We start from the raw sequence: 21,336 nt of genomic DNA on the forward strand, positions 1-21,336 counted from the left end.
TTCCTTCTTCCTTCTTCCTTCTTCCTTCTTCCTTCTTCCTTCTTCCTTCTTCCTTCTTCCTTCTTCCTTCTTCCTTCCGCTATACTTTCAATTTGCCTAAAATAGCCCTATGCAAGTTCCCCGGCTGCATCCAGAAACAATCGAAGAAGTCAAACAAAGAGCCGACATAGTAGATGTCATTTCGGGTCGCGTCGTGTTGCGAAAACGCGGCAAAGAATTCGTAGGTTTGTGTCCCTTTCACGACGAAAAATCTCCCAGCTTTACAGTCAGCCCAGCCAAACAAATGTACTATTGTTTCGGCTGCGGTGCAGGTGGCAATGCTTTTAAGTTTCTCATGGAATTGGAGAAACGCCCTTTCAGCGAAGTAGTATTAGAATTAGCTAAAAATTATCAAGTACCCGTCAAAACTGTCGAACCGGAACACCGACAAGAATTGCAGCGCCAAATTTCTCTGCGGGAACAACTGTATGAAATCTCAGCACTAACAGCCAAGTTTTACGAACACGCTTTGCGGCAAACCCAAGGAGAAGAGCCCTTAGCATATCTCAAATCAGAGCGCAAGCTCAGGGAAGAAACTATCCAACAATTTCAATTAGGTTATGCACCCCAAGGTTGGGAAGCACTTTACACTTATTTGGTAGAACAGAAAAACTATCCAGCGCAATTAGTAGAACAAGCTGGATTAATTGTACCGCGCAAATCAGGAGGCAGCGGCTATTACGATCGCTTCCGCAATCGCATTATGATTCCCATTCGCGATACCCAAGGCAGAGTCATCGGTTTCGGGGGCCGAGCTCTCGGCGACGAACAGCCGAAATACCTCAATTCTCCCGAAACAGAACTCTTCGATAAAGGCAAAACTTTATTTGCCTTAGATACAGCCAAAACAGCCATTAGCAAAGCCGATCGAGCAGTGGTTGTAGAGGGGTATTTTGACGCGATCGCACTTCATGCCGCCGGCATCTCCAACGCCGTCGCTTCCCTCGGCACAGCCTTAAGTTTAAACCAAGTGCGGCAGTTATTGCGCTACACTGACTCCAAACAAATTATACTCAACTTCGACGCCGACAAAGCAGGAACTCAAGCAGCAGAACGCGCGATTGGAGAAATAGAAAAACTCGCTTATCAAGGAGAAGTGCAACTGCGGGTGCTCAACATTCCCGACGGCAAAGATGCCGACGAATACCTCAAAACATACTCCCCAGAACAATATCGAGAATTGCTCGAAAATGCTCCGTTGTGGATCGACTGGCAACTGCAACAAATGCTCGTCAATCAAGATTTGAAGCAAGCCGATACTTCCCAGCAAGTTACCAAAAAAATTATAAAATTATTAACTAACATTACTGACGACAATCAGCTAGCACATTATTTGCAAAAAAGCGCCGAGATTCTCAGCAAAGGAGATTTTAGACTCACAAAAATGCTCGCTGAAAACTTGCTAAATCAAGTAGTCAGCGATTGGGCAAAGCGGCAGAGTCAAGACGAATCTTTGACAATGCCCCTGTTAATTAGAAACAAGCTGAAGCCGACCAAACACTATAAAAAGCAGCGGGCAAGTGGCGAAAACAAAAGCTCAAAATCAAGCTTATCTGCCGTAGCCCGCAGTCTTTTAGAAGAAGCAGAAGCGCAATTATTGCAGATTTATTTGCACTGTCCCGAATACCGCCAAGATGTCAGAGAGGCAATAGCAGCTAGAGACGTGCAGTTTAGCCTTTCTCATCACAGATTTTTATGGCACCTGATTGTGAATGCAGAAATCTTGCACAAAATGTCTTTACAAGTAGCCCCTTCTGAGTTAATATTGAAATTGCAAGATAGCTTCATTGAATATCCCAATCAACTAAATCAAATCTCGCATTTATTTCACTTAAATGAGTTCTCAGAAAGAAACGTTTATCGCGCACCTCTAGTAATTAGATCGGCCCTCGCCTGTATCGAGCAAATTATCAGTATAAAGCGGCGCCGGATTGCCCTCAATATGTGGGAAAAAGCCAAGACCGCTAGCAGTGGCGAAGAGGCTATAGAATATCACAAACTATTCTGTGCCGAACAAGAATGGCTCAAGGAATTAGAGCGGCTGCGTCAAGTTAATTTTTACGATTTAACATCCGTACCTTGGAGTGGGAATTTCTAGGAGTTAAGGACTTTAGTCCCTACTACGAACCAAAATCAGGTACGAACGAAACAGCCAGAAGATGGAAATGGAAGCAAACTTAGATGGGATATGCGATCGCCATTAGCACCGTTGTTGTTCGAGGATGACGAGTGGTTAGATCCTTGGGAGTCTGGTTCGGTGGTTGTCCAGGTTTTGTCTGCCACTCCGGCGAAACGGAAAGCTTCAACAAAACGTACTTTGGAGAAGTTTCCCGTTCAAAGTTTTCGGACGTTAGTGACTAATTTATCGACGATCGCTAAAAATCGAGTGCAGCCTAAACTAGCGGGTGTTTCAGTTAGTTTCGACCTGACGGCCCCAACTCCTTTACAGGAGAAAGCCTTCGATTTACTGGCGGTTTCGCTGACATTCTAGTCATGTATCCGGCGGGGGCTAAAGCCCGATCGCCCTACTGATGGGGGCAATACTAGGAACTTTAAGATCGCGCGGGGGAAGTTCCGTTTCAGGTGCAGTTACCTTGAGGTAATCGGCGATAAACTCACCATACGTTTTCCTGATTTCGTCAGGGAGAAATTTATATCCAAGGATCTTCGATCGACATTCAGGGGAGCCACAACAACATTTGGGAATGTCAATGAAACTGTACTCTGTTGAAGAGTAATCCCATGTAATCTCGCTTCCCGAAGGAATATCAACCAATGCCACGAAATCGTAGGCTCCGAATTGATTATTCCTCACTCCTGTGTTTGGGCTACAAGAATGATTGATCAATAATCCCGGTTCATCTAATTCTATATGCAGGTCAAAGTCCATCTGAATGGAGTGAGTAGTTCTTTCGGGCAAGATATCGACTCGGCGTCCAACCACCACAGTCTCACCTTTACGGAAGCCTCGGCTGGCAAAAACGCCTCTACCTTTGTCTGTTTGCTGGATCAAAATATCGAAACCCATTTTCCTCACTCTTAATACAAATTACAAATCTAATTCTAATTCCACGAGGTTACTCTGAAGCGACACAGGAGCGTTAATTGGCTCAGTATCCGAATCTGGCAGCGCTGCAACAATCGACTCGTTAACCTGAATTTCGCCATTGTGCTCAGTGTCCTGAGATTTGCTTTGACCAAAAACCATTGCCACCACTACAAGAACTGCGCCAATCACACCGCGTATTCCAAGTTTCTCTCCCAGTAGTAGAAACGAGAAAATCGCTGCGAAAATCGGATCTAGCGTATAAATTAGCGCCGTCTGGTAAGCGTTAACCCATCGTTGGGCCAATACTTGAAGCACAATCGTAGCAGCAGTATCAAATAAGCCAATATATAAAAGAATACCAAGATTCGCGCCAATTGCTTCCTGTTGTGCAACCAGATCTGGAGCGGCCCAGACTAAAGAAAATATTGTTATCACCCAAAGCTGGATCGCCGCGAGTGGCAAAATGGGGTGGCGCAACGTGGTGGACTCAAGCTTAAGAGTGTAGACCGAGTAGAGGAAGGCATTGCCCAAGATCAACAGATCGCCGATCACTAGCTGTTCACTCTCCCAACACATCACTCCAATGCCCAAGATGGCAATTCCTGCGGCGAGGAAAGTTTTTGGGAACACCTGCCTACCTATCAGTTGCCCTAGCAGAGGAACTAGGATGACGTTGAAACTGGCAATGAATGCAGCACGATCGGCAGAAGTCGTCTCAAGGGCAACGGTTTGGAGGACTGATGCAGGAAACAGTATGAGTGATAAGAAGACTCCATCCCGTAGCAGGGAAAAATTCAGGAAGCGCAAATAGGGGGTAAACGGCAACGCTGCTATTACGTAGCGGGTTGCAAATATTGCAGAAGGAGAAAGATTGCTGAGAGCTCCCTTGATAACCGGATAGCTTGTACCCCAGATTAGGGTGACAAGGAGCAACACTGCTATACCCCAAGCATGGAGAGTGCTTGGCGATCTTTGAGAACCACTATTTAATTCTGTAGTCATTGAATAGCCTAATCGATTAGCAATTGAACTAAATTCCGTTAGTTAACCGTAAAGAGGTTGACTAGAGTAAGAAATCTCAATATTTTAAAATCGAGTGCAGCCTAAACTAGCGGGTGTTTCAGTTAGTTTCGACCTGACGACGGCAACTCCTTTACAGCAGAAAGCCTTCGATTTGCTGGGGGTTCCGCTGACATTCTAGTCATGTATCCGGCGGGCCTAAAGCCCGATCGCCCGACTGATGGGGGCAATACTAGGAACTTTAAGATCGCGCGGGCGAAGTTCCGTTTCAGGCTTAGTTACCTTGAGGTAATCGGCGATAAACTCACCATACTTTTTCCTGATTTCGTCAGGGAGAAATTTGAATCCAAGAGTCTTCGATCGACATTCAGGAGAGCCACAACAACATTCTGGAATGGCAATAGAAATATACTCCGTTGTCTCGTAGTCCCAGGTAAGTTCGCTGCCAGAAGGAATATCAACCAATGCCACGAAATCGTAGGCTCCGTATTGATTATTCCTCACCCCTGTGTTTGGGCTACAAGAATGATTGATCAATACTCCCGGTTCATCTAATTCTATATGCAGGTCAAAATCCATCTGAAAAGAGTGAGTAGTTCTTTCTGGCAGGATCTCGACTGGGCGTCCAACCACCACAGTCTCACCTTTACGGAAGCATCGGCTGGCAAAAACGCCTCTACCTTTCTCTGTTTGCTGGATGAAAATATCGAAACCCATTTTTCTCACTCTTAATACCAATTACAAATCTAATTCTAATTCCACGAGGTCAGCGCTCGGAAGCGACACTGGAGCGTTAATAGGCTCAGTATCCGAATCTGACAGCGCTGGGACAATCGACTCGTTAACCTGTATTTCGCCATTTTGCTCAGCATCCTGAGACTTGCTTTGACCAAAAACCATTGCCACCAGTACAAGAGCTGCGCCAATGAGACCGCGTACTCCTAGTTTCTCTCCCAACAGTAGAAACGAGAAAACCGCGGCAAAAATTGGCTCAAGCGTATACATTAGCGCCGTCTCATAAGCGTTAACCCATCGTTGAGCCACTACTTGGAGCACAATCGTGGCTGCAGTATCAAACAAACCCAGATATAAGAGAACACCAAGGTTCGCGCTAATTGCTTCCTGTTGTGCAACCAGATCTGGAGCGGCCCAGATTAAAGACACTATCGCTATCACCCAAAGCTGGATCGCGGCGAGTGGCAAAGTGGGGTGCCGCAACGTGATGGACTCAAGCTTCAGAATGTAGATCGAGTAGAGGAAGGCGTTGCCTAACATCAAGAAATCGCCAAGCACGAGCTGTTCACTCTCCCAACACATCACTCCAATGCCAAAGATGGCAATTCCTGCGGCGAGGAAAGTTTTTGGGAACACCTGCCGACCCATCAGTTGCCCCAGCAGAGGAACTAGGATGACGTTGAAACTGGCAATGAATGCAGCACGATCGGCAGAAGTCGTCTCAAGGGCAAATGTTTGCAGGTTGAGAGTAGTAAAAATTACCAATCCCAACAATAGTCCATCCCGTAGCAGGGAAAGATTAAGGAAGCGTAAATAGGGGGTAAACGGCAACGCCGCTATTACGAAGCGGGTTGCAAATAGTGCAGAAGGAGAAAGGCTGCTGAGGGCTCCCTTGAGGAGCGGAAAGCTCGTACCCCAGATTAGGGTGACGACAAGCAACACAGCTATCCCCCAAGCATGGAGAGTGTTTGGCGATCTTTGAGAACCGCTATTTAATTCTGTAGTCATTGAGTAGCCTAATCGATTAGCAATTGAACTAAATTCCGTTAGTTAACCATAAAGAGGTTGACTAGAGTAGGAAATATCAATATTGATTGTTTCGTCATCAGCGTAGGTAAAAATTAGGTTAGTTCGTTTGACTTGTTCGCAAAGAGGTAAAACTCGATGAACAGCTTGGTTGGTTTTCATAAAGTAGCAATCTCCAACATGATGCCCAACCCGTTTGGCTAATGGTTTATCAAGATCGCTAATTTCCATGCTGTGAGGAACAAACTCCAGGCATCCTCCAGCCTCTTCTGGTGGGGTTTCAATAAAAATAGCGAAAGCAAAGGCATAGGTATCGAGATGTCCTCCATGAACATCCCCTACTTTGTCAAGTCTATGAATGACATGCCGATCAAAAGGATCGGGTACTAAGTACACTTGAGTTCCCGCAATACCGCAGAGAAACTCAATGAGTTGAGAATCGCGGTACAGAGCAGTAATCATTGGTGAGTGTTCTGCAACGGTAATTCCCGAAACTGTGCTCAGATGTCTAGGAGTGTTTTGCTCATGCTTCATGTTGAAATCTCTTCTTCGAGAATGCTGCTCAAATATTCTGAGAACCTCTGCCTTCAAAATGGTAAATGAATCATCATTGAAAAACAGCGGCAATTTTACATAACAGTTGAGAGCAAACTCTTCGTGCAATAAAGCTCCCGCTTCTCTGGTGAGAGTGGTATTGAACAAATTGGCAGTATCCTGATACACCATATTTCCTTTAAAATTTTAGACTTTTTTTGAGCAATCCTCTAGAACCCATGGCCGGACTGCCAGAGGGTTTACGTTGAACTTACCCCGCACGCGGGGTAAGTTTGGTTTAATTAGCCTTTTAATAATCGCAAAAAAGAGTTTCGCGAGTATCTCTACCTGTCACCGGATTAGTACCTTTTGCCACTTTACAAAGTTTTTCTATCATATCGTCTCGCAGCAGTGTCTCTGTAAAATCAGCACCGTCAATGACAGCTCCTTCGAGTCTGGTATTGTAAGCGAAAGCGCCCTCAAGGATAGCATTAGTTAAGTTTGCTTTCATCATGCGAGCTAAATCTAAAGTAGCACCCGTGAAATTAGCGCCTTCAAAATTTGCCTCTTCCATATTGGCCGCAAAAAAGCTCACACCCCGCAAATCTGCATTAGTAAAATTGCTGTTGCGAAGATTAGCTTTATTAAAACTGTCGTCAGTCAGAACTTGTCCACTAAAATCAGCGCCGACTAGGATTTCTTTGTCGTGATCTAGGGCGAAAGCAGGTGCGGGATTAATGCCGATCGCCCCAGCGGCAATTACTGCTAAAATAACAAAACTCAGCAAGAAAGTATAAATATTTTTGCGATGTTGGCGAACTCGAGAATTCATAAGTTAAACCTAATGGGCAGCCGTGACAGTTCAGAATTGAATTCTACCAGAAAGCGCGATCGCCCGTTAGCGAAAGCGTTGCGATCCGAAGGAAAGCCCTCGAAGAGCATGGCGACGGCCCACTCCAATTCCCCCCAATCCCCAAACTCTCGGGATATCGGCACATTGGGAGAAAACTTAGTCGCCGAGTGGTTGCAGCAGCAAGGCTGGGAAATCTTGCACCAACAGTGGCGCTGTCGCTGGGGAGAGATTGACATCATCGCACTCGCAAGAGATGAAGAAAGCGAAATCAACAGAGGTAACGAAAATTCCCCATGCCCCATTCCCCATGCCCCATGCCCCATGCCCCATTCCCAAACATTAGCATTTGTAGAGGTAAAAACTCGCCGCCGGGGAAATTGGGATGCTGGTGGAATGCTCGCTGTTACTACCACAAAACAAGCCAAACTTTGGCAAACAGCCGAAATATTTTTAAGCACTCGTCCAGATTTAGCACATAATTCTTGTCGCTTTGATGTCGCCCTAGTCAGGTGCGAACCTTCACGGCCAAAGACTAAGCAAGTATTACCGTTAACTGCTGCAAACTCTCAATCCGCCCTTGCCGAAAACTACCGCCTTACCCTGCAAGAATACATTCGAGCGGCTTTCAGCAATTAAAAATATCTCATTAAAAATTAGAGGGTAAAATCACAAAGCAATCCCACTCGCTAATTTTTAATTGTTAACTTGCCCTTACCCTCGCGAATTTCTTTCTTCATCTTTAACCGACGAGAAAAAAGCGTGAAATCTTCTCCCTCTCTCCCAGAATCCCTCTCTCCTCCTCTGCCCTTCTCTCCCTCGGACCCTCTGCCATAACAGTTAATTTATCTGCTAGGCAGTCTAGGCGAGAGTTTCCGGGCAATATCCCAGGCCCTTGACAAACTGCTGGCGAAACGCTTCAATTTCCTTGCGGTCAGGGCTGCCGTGACAAACCACGGCCACCTGGTAGCGGCGCATCACGCTCAGCGGGGACTGTCCCGTTTCCAAACTCCAAAGTGCCATTTGCAAGCGAATTTCAGGATCGTAAGGAATCCCGAGTTCGTTCATAAAAGCCCGAAAATCGCCGTGCATTTCTGGAGTTAAATATTGGCTCATTTTCACCTTCACCACCCAGCCGTCAATTTGGTGAATAACAGTGATAAATTGCAAGGGAAGATGATGAGCCGTGCGCAGGTAATCCACGACTCTCAGAGTAAGGCTAGTATTGGCGATGTAGTAGAGGTATTCCATAACGATCCTTCGAGCAAAGCTGATGCTATACCTCTATCATGGCGGTCTATACCCGCCACCACAAGGGGAAAAGCACCCGACTTTGGATGGGGGTTTTTACCCAATTTGTTACCCAGTTAACAGATCGATCGCACAGGAATTCACTCGATGACAGAGATTGACTGGTCTTTGGACGGCTACAACTACGAACTTCCGCCCTCGCGCATTGCCCAAAATCCCGTAGTGCCGAGGGACAGTTCTCGGTTGCTGGCTGTAGATTCTCCCAGCAGCCAGCAACACCGGATTTTCCGGGATTTGCCAGATTTGCTGCACCCGGGAGACTTGCTGGTACTCAATAACACCCGCGTGCTGCCAGCGAGGCTCTACGGGCGCAAACCCAACGGCCCGGCTGTTGAGATATTGTTGATGGAAGAACGGCAGCACAACTGCTGGCTGGCTTTGGTTAAACCGGGGAAACGCTTAAAGTTGGGCTCACAAATTCAGTTTGAGCCGATCGCCCCAGCAAGTGAGGACTCCGCTGCAGGTCCTTGTTGTTGCCTTCCCGAAGCGGAGGTACTCGATCGTCGATTGACTGCGACAGTTATCGCCAGGGACGACGCAACAGGAGGACGGCTGCTGGAGTTTGACATCCCCACAGATGCGAGTCTGGCGAAGTTTTTGGACGAATACGGCCACGTACCCCTGCCGCCCTACATCGAAAATTCCCAAGCTGGGCCGGAACAGTACCAGACTGTTTATGCCGATCGACTCGGGGCCATCGCGGCCCCCACCGCCGGCTTGCACTTCACCGAAGAATTGTTCAGTCGCTTGCAGCAGCGGGGAATCGAAAAAACTTTTGTCACCCTACACGTGGGAGTAGGGACGTTTCGCCCGGTGGAGGTGGCAGACGTGACGGCTCACCAAATGCACGGCGAATGGGTGGAAGTACCCCCCGCCACCGTCGATAAAATCCGCGAAACTCAAGCTAGAGGCGGGCGCATCTTTGCCGTGGGTACAACAGCAGTGCGAGCTTTAGAGGGAGCCGCTGCAGCGAGTGGCGATTTTTCCTTGCAGCCTTTTTGCGGCCGGACTAATTTGTTTATCTACCCTGGTTACAAGTGGCGGGTTGTAGAGGGGATGATTACCAATTTTCACTTGCCGCGCTCTACTTTGATGATGATGGTAAGTGCGATGATTGGAAGGCCTCGGCTGTTGGATTTGTACCGAGAGGCGATCGACCATCAGTACCGCTTTTATTCCTTTGGCGATGCCATGCTGATTTTACCAACAGCAAAAATCAACTGACAAGCGAATTTCAAAGGTGGTACCCGCCACGTGATTTATCCGTGGAATCAATCCAAAATCGCAAATCGAAAATCCTCAAGCCCCCGTATTTATCCGTGGGGTCAATCTAAAATCTAAAATCTAAAATCTAAAATCGATTGACCCATCGGGCATCGGGTTCGCCCAATGCCCAGTATTTCGTTTCTATTCTTCCTCCTCTTCTTCATTGCCGGGATACACGAAGCTGTTGGAACGCCCAGTCAGAACTGATTTGCCCAGGGACAGAGCTTTCTGAGCTGCCACTACAGCTTTGCGCTTCCAGGTTGCCTTGCGCATATTCTTCTTGGATTTGGAGGTTTTCTTCTTAGGGACTGCCATGACGCTAAATACTTTCGGATTATATAGACAAACAAACATTCTAGCCGATTTTGTTAGCAATGCTTACTCGAAAAACGGCAACAACTGTTCGGCCAGCAATATCAAGTAGTAGGGTGCGGAGCGCGATTACCCTCTCGAACCACAGAAAAAATCCCGATTCTGACCCACGCGCACCAGCTAAAGCCCCCGTAGGGTGCGGAGCGCGATTAGCCTCTCCATCCCCAGAAAAAATCCCCGATTCTGAGGCACCCGCACCAGCTAAAGTTCGTGAAAGTGGTACATCACGACGCCAGTTACTGAATCGTTCTCGATACTGACATAACCCGTTTTCAGCATTGCCGTAAAAGCCTCTTCCACTTCGGCAAAGGTAGCGCCGGTTGCCATCACCCCTTGGGTGACAGATAATCTTCCGTTTTTGGTATAAGCTGCCTTCAGGAGTTTAACCCCTAACTGGTCGGGAGTTTGCTTGGGGTATGTCGCGGCGATCGCCCCGCTGACTGGATATAGCGGTATACCTTCGCGAGATACGCCGAGTTTGCCCCTGAGACTGGCATTGTGTTCGTCCACCATGTTGGGGAGCAGCAGCAAGTCAAACAATTGCCCGAACCCACACAAACCAAAGGTAAACAGCCACAGTAAACCAGTACCAATCTTGCCGTTGTAGAGGCGGTGGAGTCCGAATGGGCCTAAAAAACAAGCTGCCCATAAAAGGTAACTAACACCCAAATTGCTCATTTTCTGACCGTCCTGCTTGGTTATTCTAAGGATTGGACTCGCTCTATATATTTTGTACTTTCTATTTAGTTTTTGAACAGTTTGACACCAGCAGATATTTGTGCATTGTCCGAAGTTATTGGTTATTTACTACCAATTCCCCAAGTCCCTGTTTGGCCCATGCCCCATGCCCCATGCCCCATGCCCCATGCCCATGCCCATGAGTAATTCTGCGTAGCAATTCTTAACGCCAGCAATATATTTCCAGGGTCGAGAGCTTGGTAAAGTATAACGAGGCCGATCGCGCGGCCGGCCGAAGACGAAGAGACAGGGGCGATCGCTCGCCCTCGGTAACCGACAACTGAAACTCAGAGTAGTTATAAGCAGAACTCCAATAAACATATGGTAGATTCCCTCAAAAAACCCACTTTTGAAGAACTGCGGCCGGGAGTGAAAGCCCCAGCCAAAGAAACTATTCTCACGCCGAGATTTTACACAACAGACTTTGACGAGATGGCCAAAATGGACATCTCGGTAAATGAAGCTGAACTGCAAGCAATTATTAAAGAATTTCGCGTTGACTACAACCGCAACCACTTCGTGCGGGATGCCGAATTCGAGCAATCTTGGGAACACATCGACGGCGAAAAGCGCCAATTGTTCATTGAATTCCTAGAACGCTCTTGCACCGCTGAGTTTTCTGGCTTCTTGCTCTACAAAGAGTTGGCACGCAAGCTCAAGGATAAAAATCCAGTGCTGGCCGAAGGTTTCTTGCTGATGTCCCGGGACGAAGCGCGGCACGCCGGATTCCTCAACAAAGCTCTCTCGGACTTTAATTTGTCCCTGGATTTGGGTTTCTTGACAAAGAGCCGCAGTTACACATTCTTTAAGCCGAAGTTTATTTTCTACGCGACTTACTTGTCGGAAAAAATCGGTTATTGGCGCTACATCACGATTTACCAGCACTTAAAAGCGCATCCTGAAGACCAGATTTATCCGATTTTCCGATTCTTTGAAAATTGGTGCCAGGATGAAAACCGCCACGGAGATTTCTTTGATGCCGTGATGAGAGCTCAGCCTCAGATGTTGAATGATTGGCGCGCTAAGCTTTGGTGCCGTTTCTTCTTGCTGTCGGTGTTCGCGACAATGTATCTCAATGATATCCAGCGTGCGGGTTTTTATCGATCGCTCGGACTCGATGCTCGCGAATACGACATCGAAGTGATTAAAAAGACCAACGAAACAGCAGGCCGCGTATTCCCCGTCATGCTGGACGTGAACAATCCCGAGTTTTACGAACGGCTGGATGTTTGCCTCAAGAACAATCAGAAGTTGACTGCAATTGTTGCTTCAAATACTCCGAAATTCTTGCAGTTCTTCCAAAAATTGCCTTTGTATTTGTCGAACGCCTGGCAGTTGTTGAAGCTGTACTTCATGAAGACAATTGAATCACCTTCAGTACAGGGTGCTGTGCGTTAAGTTTTGATTTTTCATCCTCTGTGACGGCGGTTCTGCGACAAGCGGAGCCGCTTTTTTTATAATTGCTCCTTTCGGGTCGGAAGAATTAGTATTATTGAACCGCGAAGACGCGAAGGGCACGAAGAAAGAAGGAAGAAGGAAGAAGGAAGAAGGAAGAAGGAAGACGGTTGACTGTTGACTGTTGGCTGTTGTTCGTGGCAACCCCGATGGCCGATGCCTGTATATAGCGGTTCTCAAAAAAGTGAGGTATGCCCACGGAGGCCACGGAGGCCACGGAGGCCACGGAGGCCACGGAGGCCATGAGTACCTCATATGAGAGCTCGAAAGGCTATAGGTTTTATCAACTATTAATCTGACTTGATATCATAACTGTTTTTTCTAAAATTTATCGCCATTCGCCCTGAAGCGTAAAAGCCGCCCAATAATAGGGAGACTTCCACTTTTCCTGCTTCCACATTTCCAGTTGTGCCGCCCTTAAAGCCGCCGCTGGGGTTAACCCTTTTTGCAGCATTCCCTTATAGAAACTCGACATTAACGTAGCCGTTTGTTCATCGTCCACACTCCACAAACTCACCACCAGTCGCTGAGCCCCAGCATACATAAATCCCCGTGTCAATCCTACCAAGCCCTCGCCTTGAATGTTCTGCCCTAATCCGGTTTGACAGGCGCTTAACACTACTAAGTCGGCTGCTAATTTGAGATTGAAAATATCAGTAAGTCGCAGGAATCCATTTAAAGGATTGCCCTTTTCATCTATCAGCGACAATATGATTCCTGATAGTTCTGGGTGAGCGCTATTCGCTAAACCGTGAGTGGCAAGAGGACGAGATATCTCAGATTAGTCAGTCCCGATAAGGGTTGCACATCTGTTATTTGATTTCTACTGAGGTTGAGATTTCTCAGATTGGTGAATTTTGATAATGGTTTGATATCGACTATTTGATTGCGAATTAGGGAAAGTTCTGTGAGATTAGTCAGGGTTTTTTGAGCGCGATCGCACTCTTGTGTTTTTGCTTTTGATAGCAACACCTCAACCGTATTTCTGGCTTCAGGGGTCAAATTCTCTTTGTTGGTACAGAAATCAGCAAAGCTTTCAAATGTTTTGGGATTTGGCGCGGCGGCAGATCCCATCAGGATAGTCGCACCTACAGCTAACCCCCAACGCCCCCAAATCGAAAGTATGAGATTCATAAGCACTGCGCTCAAAAAAGACCTGATTAGCTGCTATCATAATCTATCGCACCTTGTGATGCGCGCTTTTTCTTCCTGCTTGCCAATTAGATCGGGAGCATTTGGTGAAACAATACTCGCTACTGCTTCTCGCTGCACTCTCCAAGCATTATTAAAAACCGGGTTTAAGAAACCGGGTGTTTCCAAAAAACCCGGTTTCTCATCAAATATTCGGTTTCTGCACAAGTCCTATTTTACGTTACTCTCAACTCAGGAATTTTAAATTAGCGATCGCCCTCAAATTTAGGATCTATTATTTGCTGCTGTTTTATGAAAATCAAGAAAAAATACTTTAACCAATCGAATGTTATTTTCTCCCTAGCAATGCTCGGTGTGCTCCTCTTTTCCTTAACTTTACGCTTTTGGGAACTAGAGCGATTTAATACTTTAGTATTTGACGAGGTTTATTACGCTAAATTTGCCAACGATTATCTCACCAAAACTCCTTTTTTCAACGCTCACCCACCTCTGAGCCAGTACATAATTGCGATCGGCATTTGGATCGGAACTCACCTTCCATTCGGCAAAACAGCCGTCAACAGTATGGCAGGTTCCCTGCTTTCTCCTTGGGATTACCGCTGGCTGAATGCTCTCACAGGTTCCTTTATTCCCCTAGTTGTGGGAGCCCTAGCTTATCAGCTAGTTCGGCGCCACAGTTACGCTTTTCTTGCTACTTTGTTTGCCGCCTGCGACGGTCTATTTTTAGTTGAGTCTCGCTACGCACTGAACAACATTTATCTAGTTTTATTTGGGATTTTAGGTCAGTTATTTATTTTAAAATCCGTAGAAGCCCAAGGTAAAAAGCGCTGGCTTTGGCTGGTACTAGCCGGGATTGGTTTCGGCGCATCTGCTGCTATCAAATGGAACGGATTGTGGTTTCTTTTCGGTACTTATCTAATTTTAATCTGTGCTTGGGCAGTTCGTTTGGTTCAGGAAAAAAAAGGAGATGAAGAACACAGCCGCGAGGTAGATTCACCTCTAATTCCTGCCGAAAGTCCCGTACAAAAACTGACTAAACTCAATTTTATAGAACTCGGCTTGAGTCTAGCTATTATTCCTATTGTAGTTTACAGCATCTCTTGGATTCCTCACCTGTACTTTAATCCAACTCCCAATTTCTGGCAGATGCAAACGGAAATTTTGACTTATCACCAGCGGATTAAAAGCGGGCCTGACGTGCATCCTTACTGTTCCGCGTGGTACAGTTGGCCTTTGATGCTGCGCCCCATAGTTTACTTCTACAAAACTGCTAGCAGCAATGCCCAACCAGATCCGGTTTTGCCGCCTTTACCTGAAGGTGCAACTCAGGCAATTTTTGACGTTCACGCCATGGGAAATCCCTTTCTTTGGTGGCTGTCAACCTTAGCTTTACTGCTAGTAATAGGAGTTTTAGTTCACCGGATTTTGGTGTGGGTGCAAACGCGCAGCGAGGCTTCTGTTGACACGATAGAACAGCAGCGGCCGATTTTGTTTCCGCCGACTGCTGAAATGTGGCTGGCCTTATATTTAATAGTTAATTGGACCGCTAATTTGCTGCCTTGGGTGAAGGTGACTCGCTGCATATTTTTGTACCATTATATGGGCTGTTCTGTGTTTGGATCCTTAGCACTTGCTTGGTGGGTTGACAGGTGGCTGCACAGCCCTCAAACTCGACTCCGAGGGATGGGGGTAACAATTATTTTTCTGGTTTTGGGTGCTTTTATTTTCTGGATGCCTATCTATTTGGGATTGCCTTTGTCGCAAATGGAATGGAAAATTAGGATGTGGCTGGCGTCTTGGGTTTAAGCTAGAAATAATTCTTTTATTAACTGGCTCTGGGGCCCGTTCCACAAGAAAATTAAGTTTTGTGGAACAGGCATCTTGCCTGTTCCTAACAAAGGTGCAAGATGTAAGTTATAACATTTATTACCAAGGTGAGTTTGCAAAAGCGAGCATTATTTTTGATACAGTGCTCGATAAACTGGTTCGCCCCGTTTCAGAGTAGCAATTTCTCTTTCAGTAGCAACAGGTAGGGGATTTTCTGCTAGCCAGTTGTCGCCGTTTTGACGTTTAAAACTGGGGTGAGATGAAAAGCGATCGCACATTTCTCTTTCTACTTCTTCAATATCTGACTGAATAAAAACTTCGCCGCCAATTCCCAGATAAATTGCCAATTCATTAACTAATTCCTGCTGCACCACCCGCCGTTTGTGGTGCTTTTTCTTGAACCACGGATCGGGAAATTGAATGCTAACTCGCTGCAAAGTGCCAGGGGGAAAAGTTTCTAAAATCGGCTTCAGGGAACTATTAGCATTGCAAAACAAATAGTGCAAATTTGTCAAGCCTTTTTCGTCGCGCCAAAGATTCGCCTCCTCTACCAAAGGTTCCCGAATTTCTAATCCGAGAAAATTCCAGTCAGTTTGTACTTGCGCCATGTGCCACAAAAACCTTCCTCTGCCGCAGCCGATATCTAAATGCAGCGGTAAATTTAAGTCGGCATAGATTTTAGTCCAATCCGGGGGACTTGCAGATGCTTGATATCTAATTGATAGGGGATTGACGTGTTCCCGCACTCTTACTCTTGCCAATTTTGCTGTCTCCTGAATGTAATTTTGAACCGCTGATGAAGGCTGATTAACGTGGATTAACGCCGATAAAGATTGATTTTTGCGATGTTGTCTAATACTTTTTAGTTAATGAGCGATCTTAAATTGCAGAGGGACAATTTTTAATTGCTCATTATTGCATTAGGCCTCTGGTTCCATGCCTGCTGCTCTTAATTGGGCGGCTAGTCGATCGACTCGCTGCCGTTCCCTTTCTACCATTTCTGCTCCCCACAATAACATCTCTCCGCTCTCATCCCACCACCGCAACCAATATCCCGTTCTTTCGGCTTTTGTTCCCTGCCAAATACCTAGAAATAATCCAACTCCCGGAATCCAATAACGATTGTTTGCATCGGGTTGCTGTTTTTTATACTGTGCTGGTGAATTCAAATGATATACTTTTAAATATCCGATCGCAGGTTGAAAAATTACATAGATTGGGGCTTGCAATATTTGTTCGTAAAAATGCCATTTCCCGGGGAGATAAGTTGGCTTTGCAGAATATTCATCCTGATAACTAGGAGGATTATCTGGCAAAAACTCCATGACAATTGCCGGAATGTCTCCTTCTAGGTTGGGGATATAACTGCGGCGAATTTCTCGATCGGGAAGGGGCTGTACGTTGGTGGCATAAAACAGATCGGGAGTTTTTATAACTAGCTTATCGTTGAAAGTTACACAAATCGCCAGATGAGGCGCAACTAATGTTCCCTCCAAAATTAGCCCCGCAATTTCTAAGCTTTCCCGTAAGGCGGCCGCGAGCAAAGGCTGGTCGATATCTTGCAGGGGTTGCTCGTCTAAAATGAAATCTTTTGGCAATTTTTCCCAGGATATTTTGAATTTCATTGGATTGAATGTCATGGTATTTTACCTCTTAGTAAGAATGCGGTGGAACTGCTGGCAATAATTTTCGATCGAATACCATTGCCTATTTTTTAAGCTTCTGGTTCAATGCCTAATGCTCTTAATTGTGCGGCCAATATGGACGATCGTTCTCGTTCTTGTTCTGCCCGTTCTCGTTCTTGTTCGGCTTGCTGTTGAGCGATCGTCTTTTGCTGCCGTTCTTGTTCGGCTTGCTGTTGAGCGATTACTCTTTCTTGCCTTTCTCTTTCGACCATTTCTGCACCCCACAATAACATCTCGCCGCTTTCATCCCACCACCGCAACCAATATCCGGTTCTTTCGGCTTTTGTGCCATACCAAACACCCAGAAATAATCCAACTCCAGGAATCCAATAACGGCCGTTTGGATCGGGGTGCTGTGGTTGATACTTTCCTGATGAATTCAACTGGTTAATTTCTAGCCTTCCTGTGGCAGGTTGAAATATTACATAATTTGGCACTCGCAATATTTGCTCGTAAAAATACCACTTTCCGGGGGGATAATCTTCTATTTGAGAATATTCTTCGTTGGCTGTAGCTGATAAAAATTCCATGACGATCGCCGGAATGTCTCCTTCTAAATTGGGAGTGTAACTGCGGCGAATTTCTTGATTTTCCAGCGGCTGTACGTTGCGGGCATAAAACCAATCTGGCGCTTTGATAACTAGCTTGCTGTCTACTGTCGCACAAATCCCCATATTTGGGGCAATTAATATTCCTGCTACTATTAGCCCCGCGATTTCTAAGATTTCTCGCAAGGCGGCTGCTAGCAAGGGCTGGTCGATATTTTCCACAGGTTCCTCGTCTAAAATGAAGTCGTCTGGCAATTTTTCCCAGGTAACTTTTAAGTCTGCTGTACTGGCTGTCACGGTATTTTACCTCTTACGGAGACTGCTGGAGCGCGGCTCGCAATACTTCGCGGTGAAAGAGCGATCGCTCTACTATAAATTTTATCCTGTCTGGCGATAAGGCGTCGCCGTTAGCATAGTGTTCGATCCAGGTTTTGCTGATTAAATAAGGATCGTCTGGCAATTCTGATAATAAGTATCCCGGCATTTCTAGCTCTTCCATTAACTGGCTGACTTTGGGATCGTAGCTGAGGGCAAAACAGCGGCATTCTTCGGATGCTGCCATAATTAAACTGTGGTAGCGCATCCCGATCGCCATTTCGACTCCCCGGAATACTCCTTTCAATTTTCTCGGATCGTCTAAACTGAGGATGCAACTTCTTTTCGGCAGGGCTTCGTGCAAATGTTGGGCAATGTCTAAGTCGTGAGACGCTTGAAAAGGCAGCAGCAAAATTAAGGTGCGAGTTGCTTTTTGGAAGTCAACTAAAGCTTGAGTTAAGATTGACAAACGGGCGGGAGTTAGTGTAGAGTGAGAACGCAAACAAACAGCCACTCTGGGCGCAGGTAAATCCCACAAGCCCGACACGGGGGAATTCTCCAAAGCCCACACGGGATCGGGCGCTAAAGTAAAGGGAATTTTCCAATCTGCAAGTAAAGTAGCTGAACCTTTATCCCGCACGCTGACGCCGGTGCATCCAGCAAAACAGCGCTGAGATAACTTGCGAGTGATTTCGCGCTTCAAAGGCCCAATTCCCTGAGCCCAGGCAACAGTTTTTAAGCCCATCCGCTGCGCTATTCCCATCAAACCCCCATAATAGAAAGGGCTCGCTATGCTAGTAGCGTCTTGGATTAAACTGCCGCCGCCCCAGATTAGGGCGTCGGATGTGCGGAGTGTTTCGAGAACTTGAAAGGCATTCATGCGATCGCGCGCAGCTACCCCGTACCGCTGATTTGTCTCGACAGGATTGCCAGACAGGACGATCGGCGTCACGCCATCTGGTAACATTTGCAGTAGCGATGCCAACAGCGCCTCGTCGCCGCCGTTGCCTTTACCGTAATAGCCGCACAAAATTGCTCGCATTTCTACTCTTTTCTTTGTTTGTGATGGGGAATCTAACTATTTTAGATTTTAGATTTTAGATTTGAGATTTTTTTGAGATTTGAGATTTGAAATTTGATACTACTACAAAAAAAATGCTACTGTCAGCAAGCTTCCAGGCTTTACGTCATCAGTCAGCTCAAATCGCAAATCTATTAAAATCTCAAATCGCTAATCTAAAATTGTATGACCAGCCCAAAAACAGGTACAAGCCCCGACTTAAGTCGTGGATGCTCCTAAAATTTTAGACCAAAGCTCAAGCTCCAAGATTCATCTGTGGAGTAAATCTAAAATCTAAAATCTAAAATCTAAAATCGACTGACTCATCATACTTTATATGACAGTTGCGTAAGTCCCGATAGATAAATCTTTCATCTTCGTTCACCATACAAAAAATGCACGCTTTGTCAATTCCCACCTGGATTATTCACGTCTCTAGCGTCGTCGAGTGGATTGCCGCCATCTGGTTAATTTGGACTTACGGCGAAGTCACTCAAAACCGAGCTTGGTGGGCCCTTTCCGCCGGAATGCTGCCCGCTCTCGTCAGCGCTATGTGTGCCTGTACATGGCACTATTTTGACAACTCCCCAGCCCTAGAATGGATCGTTACCCTGCAAGCGGCGATGACTCTCATCGGCAATTTTACTCTGTGGGCGGCGGCTTGGTGGATTTGGCGATCGGCGCAGCCAGCAGAGAAAATTAAAGATTAAAAAAGGGAGAAACTAAGTGAAAAATAGCACTATTTGGGTAAAATTTGCGGCGAGTTTGCTTTTATTGACAGCCGGATTTTTGCTTCCCAGCAAAGCCAGCAACATTCCCGTACAAGTCGCCCAACAGCCTAACTGCAAAAATCCTCAAACCACACTAGAGATGAATGTCTGTTCGAGTCAAGAGTTTCAGGCAGCCGACAGAAAGCTCAATCAAGTCTATCAGCAACTGCAAGCAAAAATCAGCAGTAGACAAAAGCAGAGATTGACGGTGGCACAGCGTACTTGGATCAAATTTCGAGATGAAAGTTGTGATTATGCAAAAGGGCAGTTTGAAGGCGGTACTTTGGCTGCTTCTACCTACGGTTATTGCAGGGCAAGAGTGACGGAAGAACGGATTAAAGATTTGGAAGGTTATTTGAAACAAGCAAATTTGTAAAAGTTCGGTTTGTGGAACAGGCGTCCCGCCTGTATTTGTGGCACAGGCGTCCCGCCTGTATTTGGGGAACAGGCGTCCCGCCTGTATTTGTGGCACAGGCGTCCCGCCTGTATTTGGGGAACAGGCGTCCCGCCTGTGTTCGTAAAAAAATCAATTCACCAATCTTTCAGAATTGCAACGCCACAGAATTAGTAGCAATTAAACCTGCCTCAATCAACAATCGATCGAGACTGTCAACCAGTCCATCAAGACAATGTAAAATTTGGCGATCGCCCGCAGGTAACGAAACAGAATTAGTGAGACTGTGAATCTGGCTCTCCAAATCTTCCGGCAATTTTGAACACAAAGCTGTTGCCCTTTCTACGAGACGTTTTTCGCCCGGATGAGGGATATAATTAACAGCAAAAACAATATCAAAATAACTGCCTAAAAAAGCTGCTGTTCGATGGATAATACTTACTGAATCGCGGCGGAAAACAGCGGATTCCAACTGGTGGCGAAATGCAGAAATATTGCGGCGCAAAATCGGATAATTTTTGGCAGTTATGGCTTGACGGAGTTGTTCTGGATAAGGTCGATCGGCATTTGCTTGCAATTGCTGAAACCAACTGTCTTTGTCATACAATGATAGTGAGGTGAGAACGTTCCACCAAAAAGAGGTTGAATAACCTACTGATGCTTGATGTTTGACCAGGACGCGATCGAGTTCTTCTTCGATCCATTCGGGCCTGCGGTACATAATATCTATACCGCAGCCAGTGTTAATATCTATCCACTCGTCCCCGGGTTCCCAAAATTGATTGTTGATTTCGATGCGAGCGGAAAATTGTCTCCCTATAGCCTCCCGTATGTCAACAGGAATTTCCTCTTCAATATACACGTAAAAATCAAAATCCGACGACTCATCCGCAACTAGAGTTGTTCGAGAACCTGCTAAAACGACGGCTACAACTTGAGGCAAACTGCTAAACTGCTCGCCAATAGTTTGAGCCAGTGGGGGAATTTCTTCGAGAGCTAGTTGATAATTGTGCAGCATTTAATTACTTTGTTTTGTACTTAAAAAAATACAGCAAATGCTTAACTCTAGCACCCAACATTTTAACGCCTAACTTTGAACAGGTAACTCAACAATTGATAATTGTTAACAAATAGGGCGGAGGCGAACTGATGCGCTGCTACATCAGACCCCCCAACCCAAACCAGCTCAA

Annotated in this window: 24 protein-coding genes and 1 pseudogene; 8 read left to right on the top strand and 17 right to left on the bottom strand. The window is 46.1% G+C overall.

Translation table 11 applies throughout. The annotated features are described in order from the left end of the window. The first annotated feature begins 109 nt into the window (after window positions 1-109). Window positions 110-2,137, top strand: a complete 2,028-nt coding sequence (gene dnaG / locus QUB61_RS27490; protein WP_333122291.1) for a DNA primase — start codon at window positions 110-112, stop codon at window positions 2,135-2,137. 90 nt (window positions 2,138-2,227) lie between these two features. Further along, the gene (locus tag QUB61_RS27495) at window positions 2,228-2,530 is read left to right on the top strand and encodes a hypothetical protein (protein WP_333122289.1); all 303 of its coding nucleotides are present in this window, start codon (window positions 2,228-2,230) and stop codon (window positions 2,528-2,530) included. A gap of 18 nt (window positions 2,531-2,548) precedes the next feature. Here the strand turns inward: QUB61_RS27495 and QUB61_RS27500 are convergent, their stop codons facing one another. The 6 genes from QUB61_RS27500 to QUB61_RS27525 form a co-directional block, all read right to left on the bottom strand. Beyond that, window positions 2,549-3,067: an SET domain-containing protein-lysine N-methyltransferase gene (locus tag QUB61_RS27500; protein WP_333122287.1), complete on the bottom strand. Its 519-nt coding sequence runs from the start codon at window positions 3,065-3,067 to the stop codon at window positions 2,549-2,551. A gap of 21 nt (window positions 3,068-3,088) precedes the next feature. Next, window positions 3,089-4,090 (bottom strand): DMT family transporter, encoded by a 1,002-nt coding sequence (locus QUB61_RS27505; RefSeq protein WP_333122285.1) that lies wholly within the window; start codon window positions 4,088-4,090, stop codon window positions 3,089-3,091. 216 nt (window positions 4,091-4,306) lie between these two features. Continuing rightward, on the bottom strand, window positions 4,307-4,825 hold the full coding sequence (locus QUB61_RS27510) for an SET domain-containing methyltransferase (RefSeq protein ID WP_333122283.1): 519 nt from the start codon (window positions 4,823-4,825) through the stop codon (window positions 4,307-4,309). A 21-nt stretch (window positions 4,826-4,846) separates the two neighbouring features. Further along, window positions 4,847-5,851 carry a DMT family transporter gene (locus QUB61_RS27515; RefSeq protein ID WP_333122281.1) on the bottom strand — a complete coding sequence of 335 codons (1,005 nt, stop codon included), beginning with the start codon at window positions 5,849-5,851 and terminating at the stop codon, window positions 4,847-4,849. A 42-nt stretch (window positions 5,852-5,893) separates the two neighbouring features. Beyond that, complete coding sequence (locus QUB61_RS27520) at window positions 5,894-6,595, bottom strand: HalD/BesD family halogenase (RefSeq protein WP_333122278.1); 702 nt, start codon at window positions 6,593-6,595, stop codon at window positions 5,894-5,896. A gap of 118 nt (window positions 6,596-6,713) precedes the next feature. After that, on the bottom strand, window positions 6,714-7,235 hold the full coding sequence (locus QUB61_RS27525) for a pentapeptide repeat-containing protein (RefSeq protein WP_333122275.1): 522 nt from the start codon (window positions 7,233-7,235) through the stop codon (window positions 6,714-6,716). Between the two features lie 12 nt (window positions 7,236-7,247). On the opposite strand from QUB61_RS27525, the gene QUB61_RS27530 reads away from it, so the two are divergent. Next, window positions 7,248-7,892 (top strand): YraN family protein, encoded by a 645-nt coding sequence (locus tag QUB61_RS27530; RefSeq protein WP_333122272.1) that lies wholly within the window; start codon window positions 7,248-7,250, stop codon window positions 7,890-7,892. A 222-nt stretch (window positions 7,893-8,114) separates the two neighbouring features. Here the strand turns inward: QUB61_RS27530 and QUB61_RS27535 are convergent, their stop codons facing one another. Next, the gene (locus QUB61_RS27535) at window positions 8,115-8,504 is read right to left on the bottom strand and encodes a hypothetical protein (protein ID WP_006632408.1); all 390 of its coding nucleotides are present in this window, start codon (window positions 8,502-8,504) and stop codon (window positions 8,115-8,117) included. Between the two features lie 147 nt (window positions 8,505-8,651). Here QUB61_RS27535 and queA point away from each other — a divergent pair, with 147 nt between their 5' ends. Further along, window positions 8,652-9,788, top strand: coding sequence for a tRNA preQ1(34) S-adenosylmethionine ribosyltransferase-isomerase QueA (gene queA / locus QUB61_RS27540; RefSeq protein WP_333122269.1), 1,137 nt, complete (start codon window positions 8,652-8,654; stop codon window positions 9,786-9,788). A gap of 183 nt (window positions 9,789-9,971) precedes the next feature. Here queA and rpmF read toward each other — a convergent pair whose 3' ends face one another. Together rpmF and QUB61_RS27550 are read right to left on the bottom strand one after the other, a co-directional pair. After that, on the bottom strand, window positions 9,972-10,145 hold the full coding sequence (gene rpmF, locus QUB61_RS27545) for a 50S ribosomal protein L32 (RefSeq protein WP_006632406.1): 174 nt from the start codon (window positions 10,143-10,145) through the stop codon (window positions 9,972-9,974). Window positions 10,146-10,403: 258 nt separating this feature from the next. Continuing rightward, window positions 10,404-10,880: a TM2 domain-containing protein gene (locus tag QUB61_RS27550; RefSeq protein ID WP_333122266.1), complete on the bottom strand. Its 477-nt coding sequence runs from the start codon at window positions 10,878-10,880 to the stop codon at window positions 10,404-10,406. Window positions 10,881-11,261: 381 nt separating this feature from the next. Between QUB61_RS27550 and acsF the strand changes: the two genes are divergently transcribed. Then, window positions 11,262-12,338 (top strand): magnesium-protoporphyrin IX monomethyl ester (oxidative) cyclase, encoded by a 1,077-nt coding sequence (gene acsF / locus QUB61_RS27555; protein WP_333122263.1) that lies wholly within the window; start codon window positions 11,262-11,264, stop codon window positions 12,336-12,338. A gap of 385 nt (window positions 12,339-12,723) precedes the next feature. On the opposite strand, the pseudogene QUB61_RS27560 reads toward acsF, so the two are convergent. The 3 genes and pseudogenes from QUB61_RS27560 to QUB61_RS27570 form a co-directional block, all read right to left on the bottom strand. Beyond that, a pseudogene (locus tag QUB61_RS27560) lies at window positions 12,724-13,155 on the bottom strand (CHAT domain-containing protein); the annotation flags it as partial. Next, the gene (locus QUB61_RS27565) at window positions 13,140-13,529 is read right to left on the bottom strand and encodes a leucine-rich repeat domain-containing protein (protein ID WP_333190208.1); all 390 of its coding nucleotides are present in this window, start codon (window positions 13,527-13,529) and stop codon (window positions 13,140-13,142) included. The pseudogene QUB61_RS27560 and the gene QUB61_RS27565, both read right to left, overlap by 16 nt. A gap of 36 nt (window positions 13,530-13,565) precedes the next feature. Continuing rightward, window positions 13,566-13,754: a hypothetical protein gene (locus QUB61_RS27570; RefSeq protein ID WP_333122260.1), complete on the bottom strand. Its 189-nt coding sequence runs from the start codon at window positions 13,752-13,754 to the stop codon at window positions 13,566-13,568. 84 nt (window positions 13,755-13,838) lie between these two features. Here QUB61_RS27570 and QUB61_RS27575 point away from each other — a divergent pair, with 84 nt between their 5' ends. After that, window positions 13,839-15,353 carry a phospholipid carrier-dependent glycosyltransferase gene (locus QUB61_RS27575; protein WP_333122257.1) on the top strand — a complete coding sequence of 505 codons (1,515 nt, stop codon included), beginning with the start codon at window positions 13,839-13,841 and terminating at the stop codon, window positions 15,351-15,353. Between the two features lie 149 nt (window positions 15,354-15,502). Here QUB61_RS27575 and trmB read toward each other — a convergent pair whose 3' ends face one another. The 4 genes from trmB to csaB form a co-directional block, all read right to left on the bottom strand. Beyond that, on the bottom strand, window positions 15,503-16,135 hold the full coding sequence (trmB, locus tag QUB61_RS27580; RefSeq protein WP_333122254.1) for a tRNA (guanosine(46)-N7)-methyltransferase TrmB: 633 nt from the start codon (window positions 16,133-16,135) through the stop codon (window positions 15,503-15,505). A gap of 159 nt (window positions 16,136-16,294) precedes the next feature. Beyond that, complete coding sequence (locus QUB61_RS27585) at window positions 16,295-17,014, bottom strand: Uma2 family endonuclease (protein WP_333122251.1); 720 nt, start codon at window positions 17,012-17,014, stop codon at window positions 16,295-16,297. Between the two features lie 74 nt (window positions 17,015-17,088). Further along, entirely contained in the window at window positions 17,089-17,904 is an 816-nt protein-coding gene (locus tag QUB61_RS27590; RefSeq protein ID WP_333122248.1) for a Uma2 family endonuclease, read from the bottom strand. A gap of 13 nt (window positions 17,905-17,917) precedes the next feature. Continuing rightward, window positions 17,918-18,964, bottom strand: coding sequence for a polysaccharide pyruvyl transferase CsaB (gene csaB / locus QUB61_RS27595; protein WP_333122246.1), 1,047 nt, complete (start codon window positions 18,962-18,964; stop codon window positions 17,918-17,920). Window positions 18,965-19,377: 413 nt separating this feature from the next. On the opposite strand from csaB, the gene QUB61_RS27600 reads away from it, so the two are divergent. Next, window positions 19,378-19,692, top strand: coding sequence for a DUF2499 domain-containing protein (locus tag QUB61_RS27600; RefSeq protein ID WP_332990381.1), 315 nt, complete (start codon window positions 19,378-19,380; stop codon window positions 19,690-19,692). 16 nt (window positions 19,693-19,708) lie between these two features. Next, entirely contained in the window at window positions 19,709-20,128 is a 420-nt protein-coding gene (locus QUB61_RS27605; protein ID WP_333122243.1) for a lysozyme inhibitor LprI family protein, read from the top strand. Window positions 20,129-20,294: 166 nt separating this feature from the next. On the opposite strand, the gene QUB61_RS27610 is transcribed toward QUB61_RS27605, so the two are convergent. Then, on the bottom strand, window positions 20,295-21,164 hold the full coding sequence (locus QUB61_RS27610; RefSeq protein ID WP_333122239.1) for a DUF4037 domain-containing protein: 870 nt from the start codon (window positions 21,162-21,164) through the stop codon (window positions 20,295-20,297). Between the last annotated feature and the right edge of the window lie 172 nt (window positions 21,165-21,336).

This window comes from Microcoleus sp. C2D2, assembly GCF_036702495.1.
In the GTDB taxonomy this organism is placed as follows: domain Bacteria; phylum Cyanobacteriota; class Cyanobacteriia; order Cyanobacteriales; family Microcoleaceae; genus Microcoleus.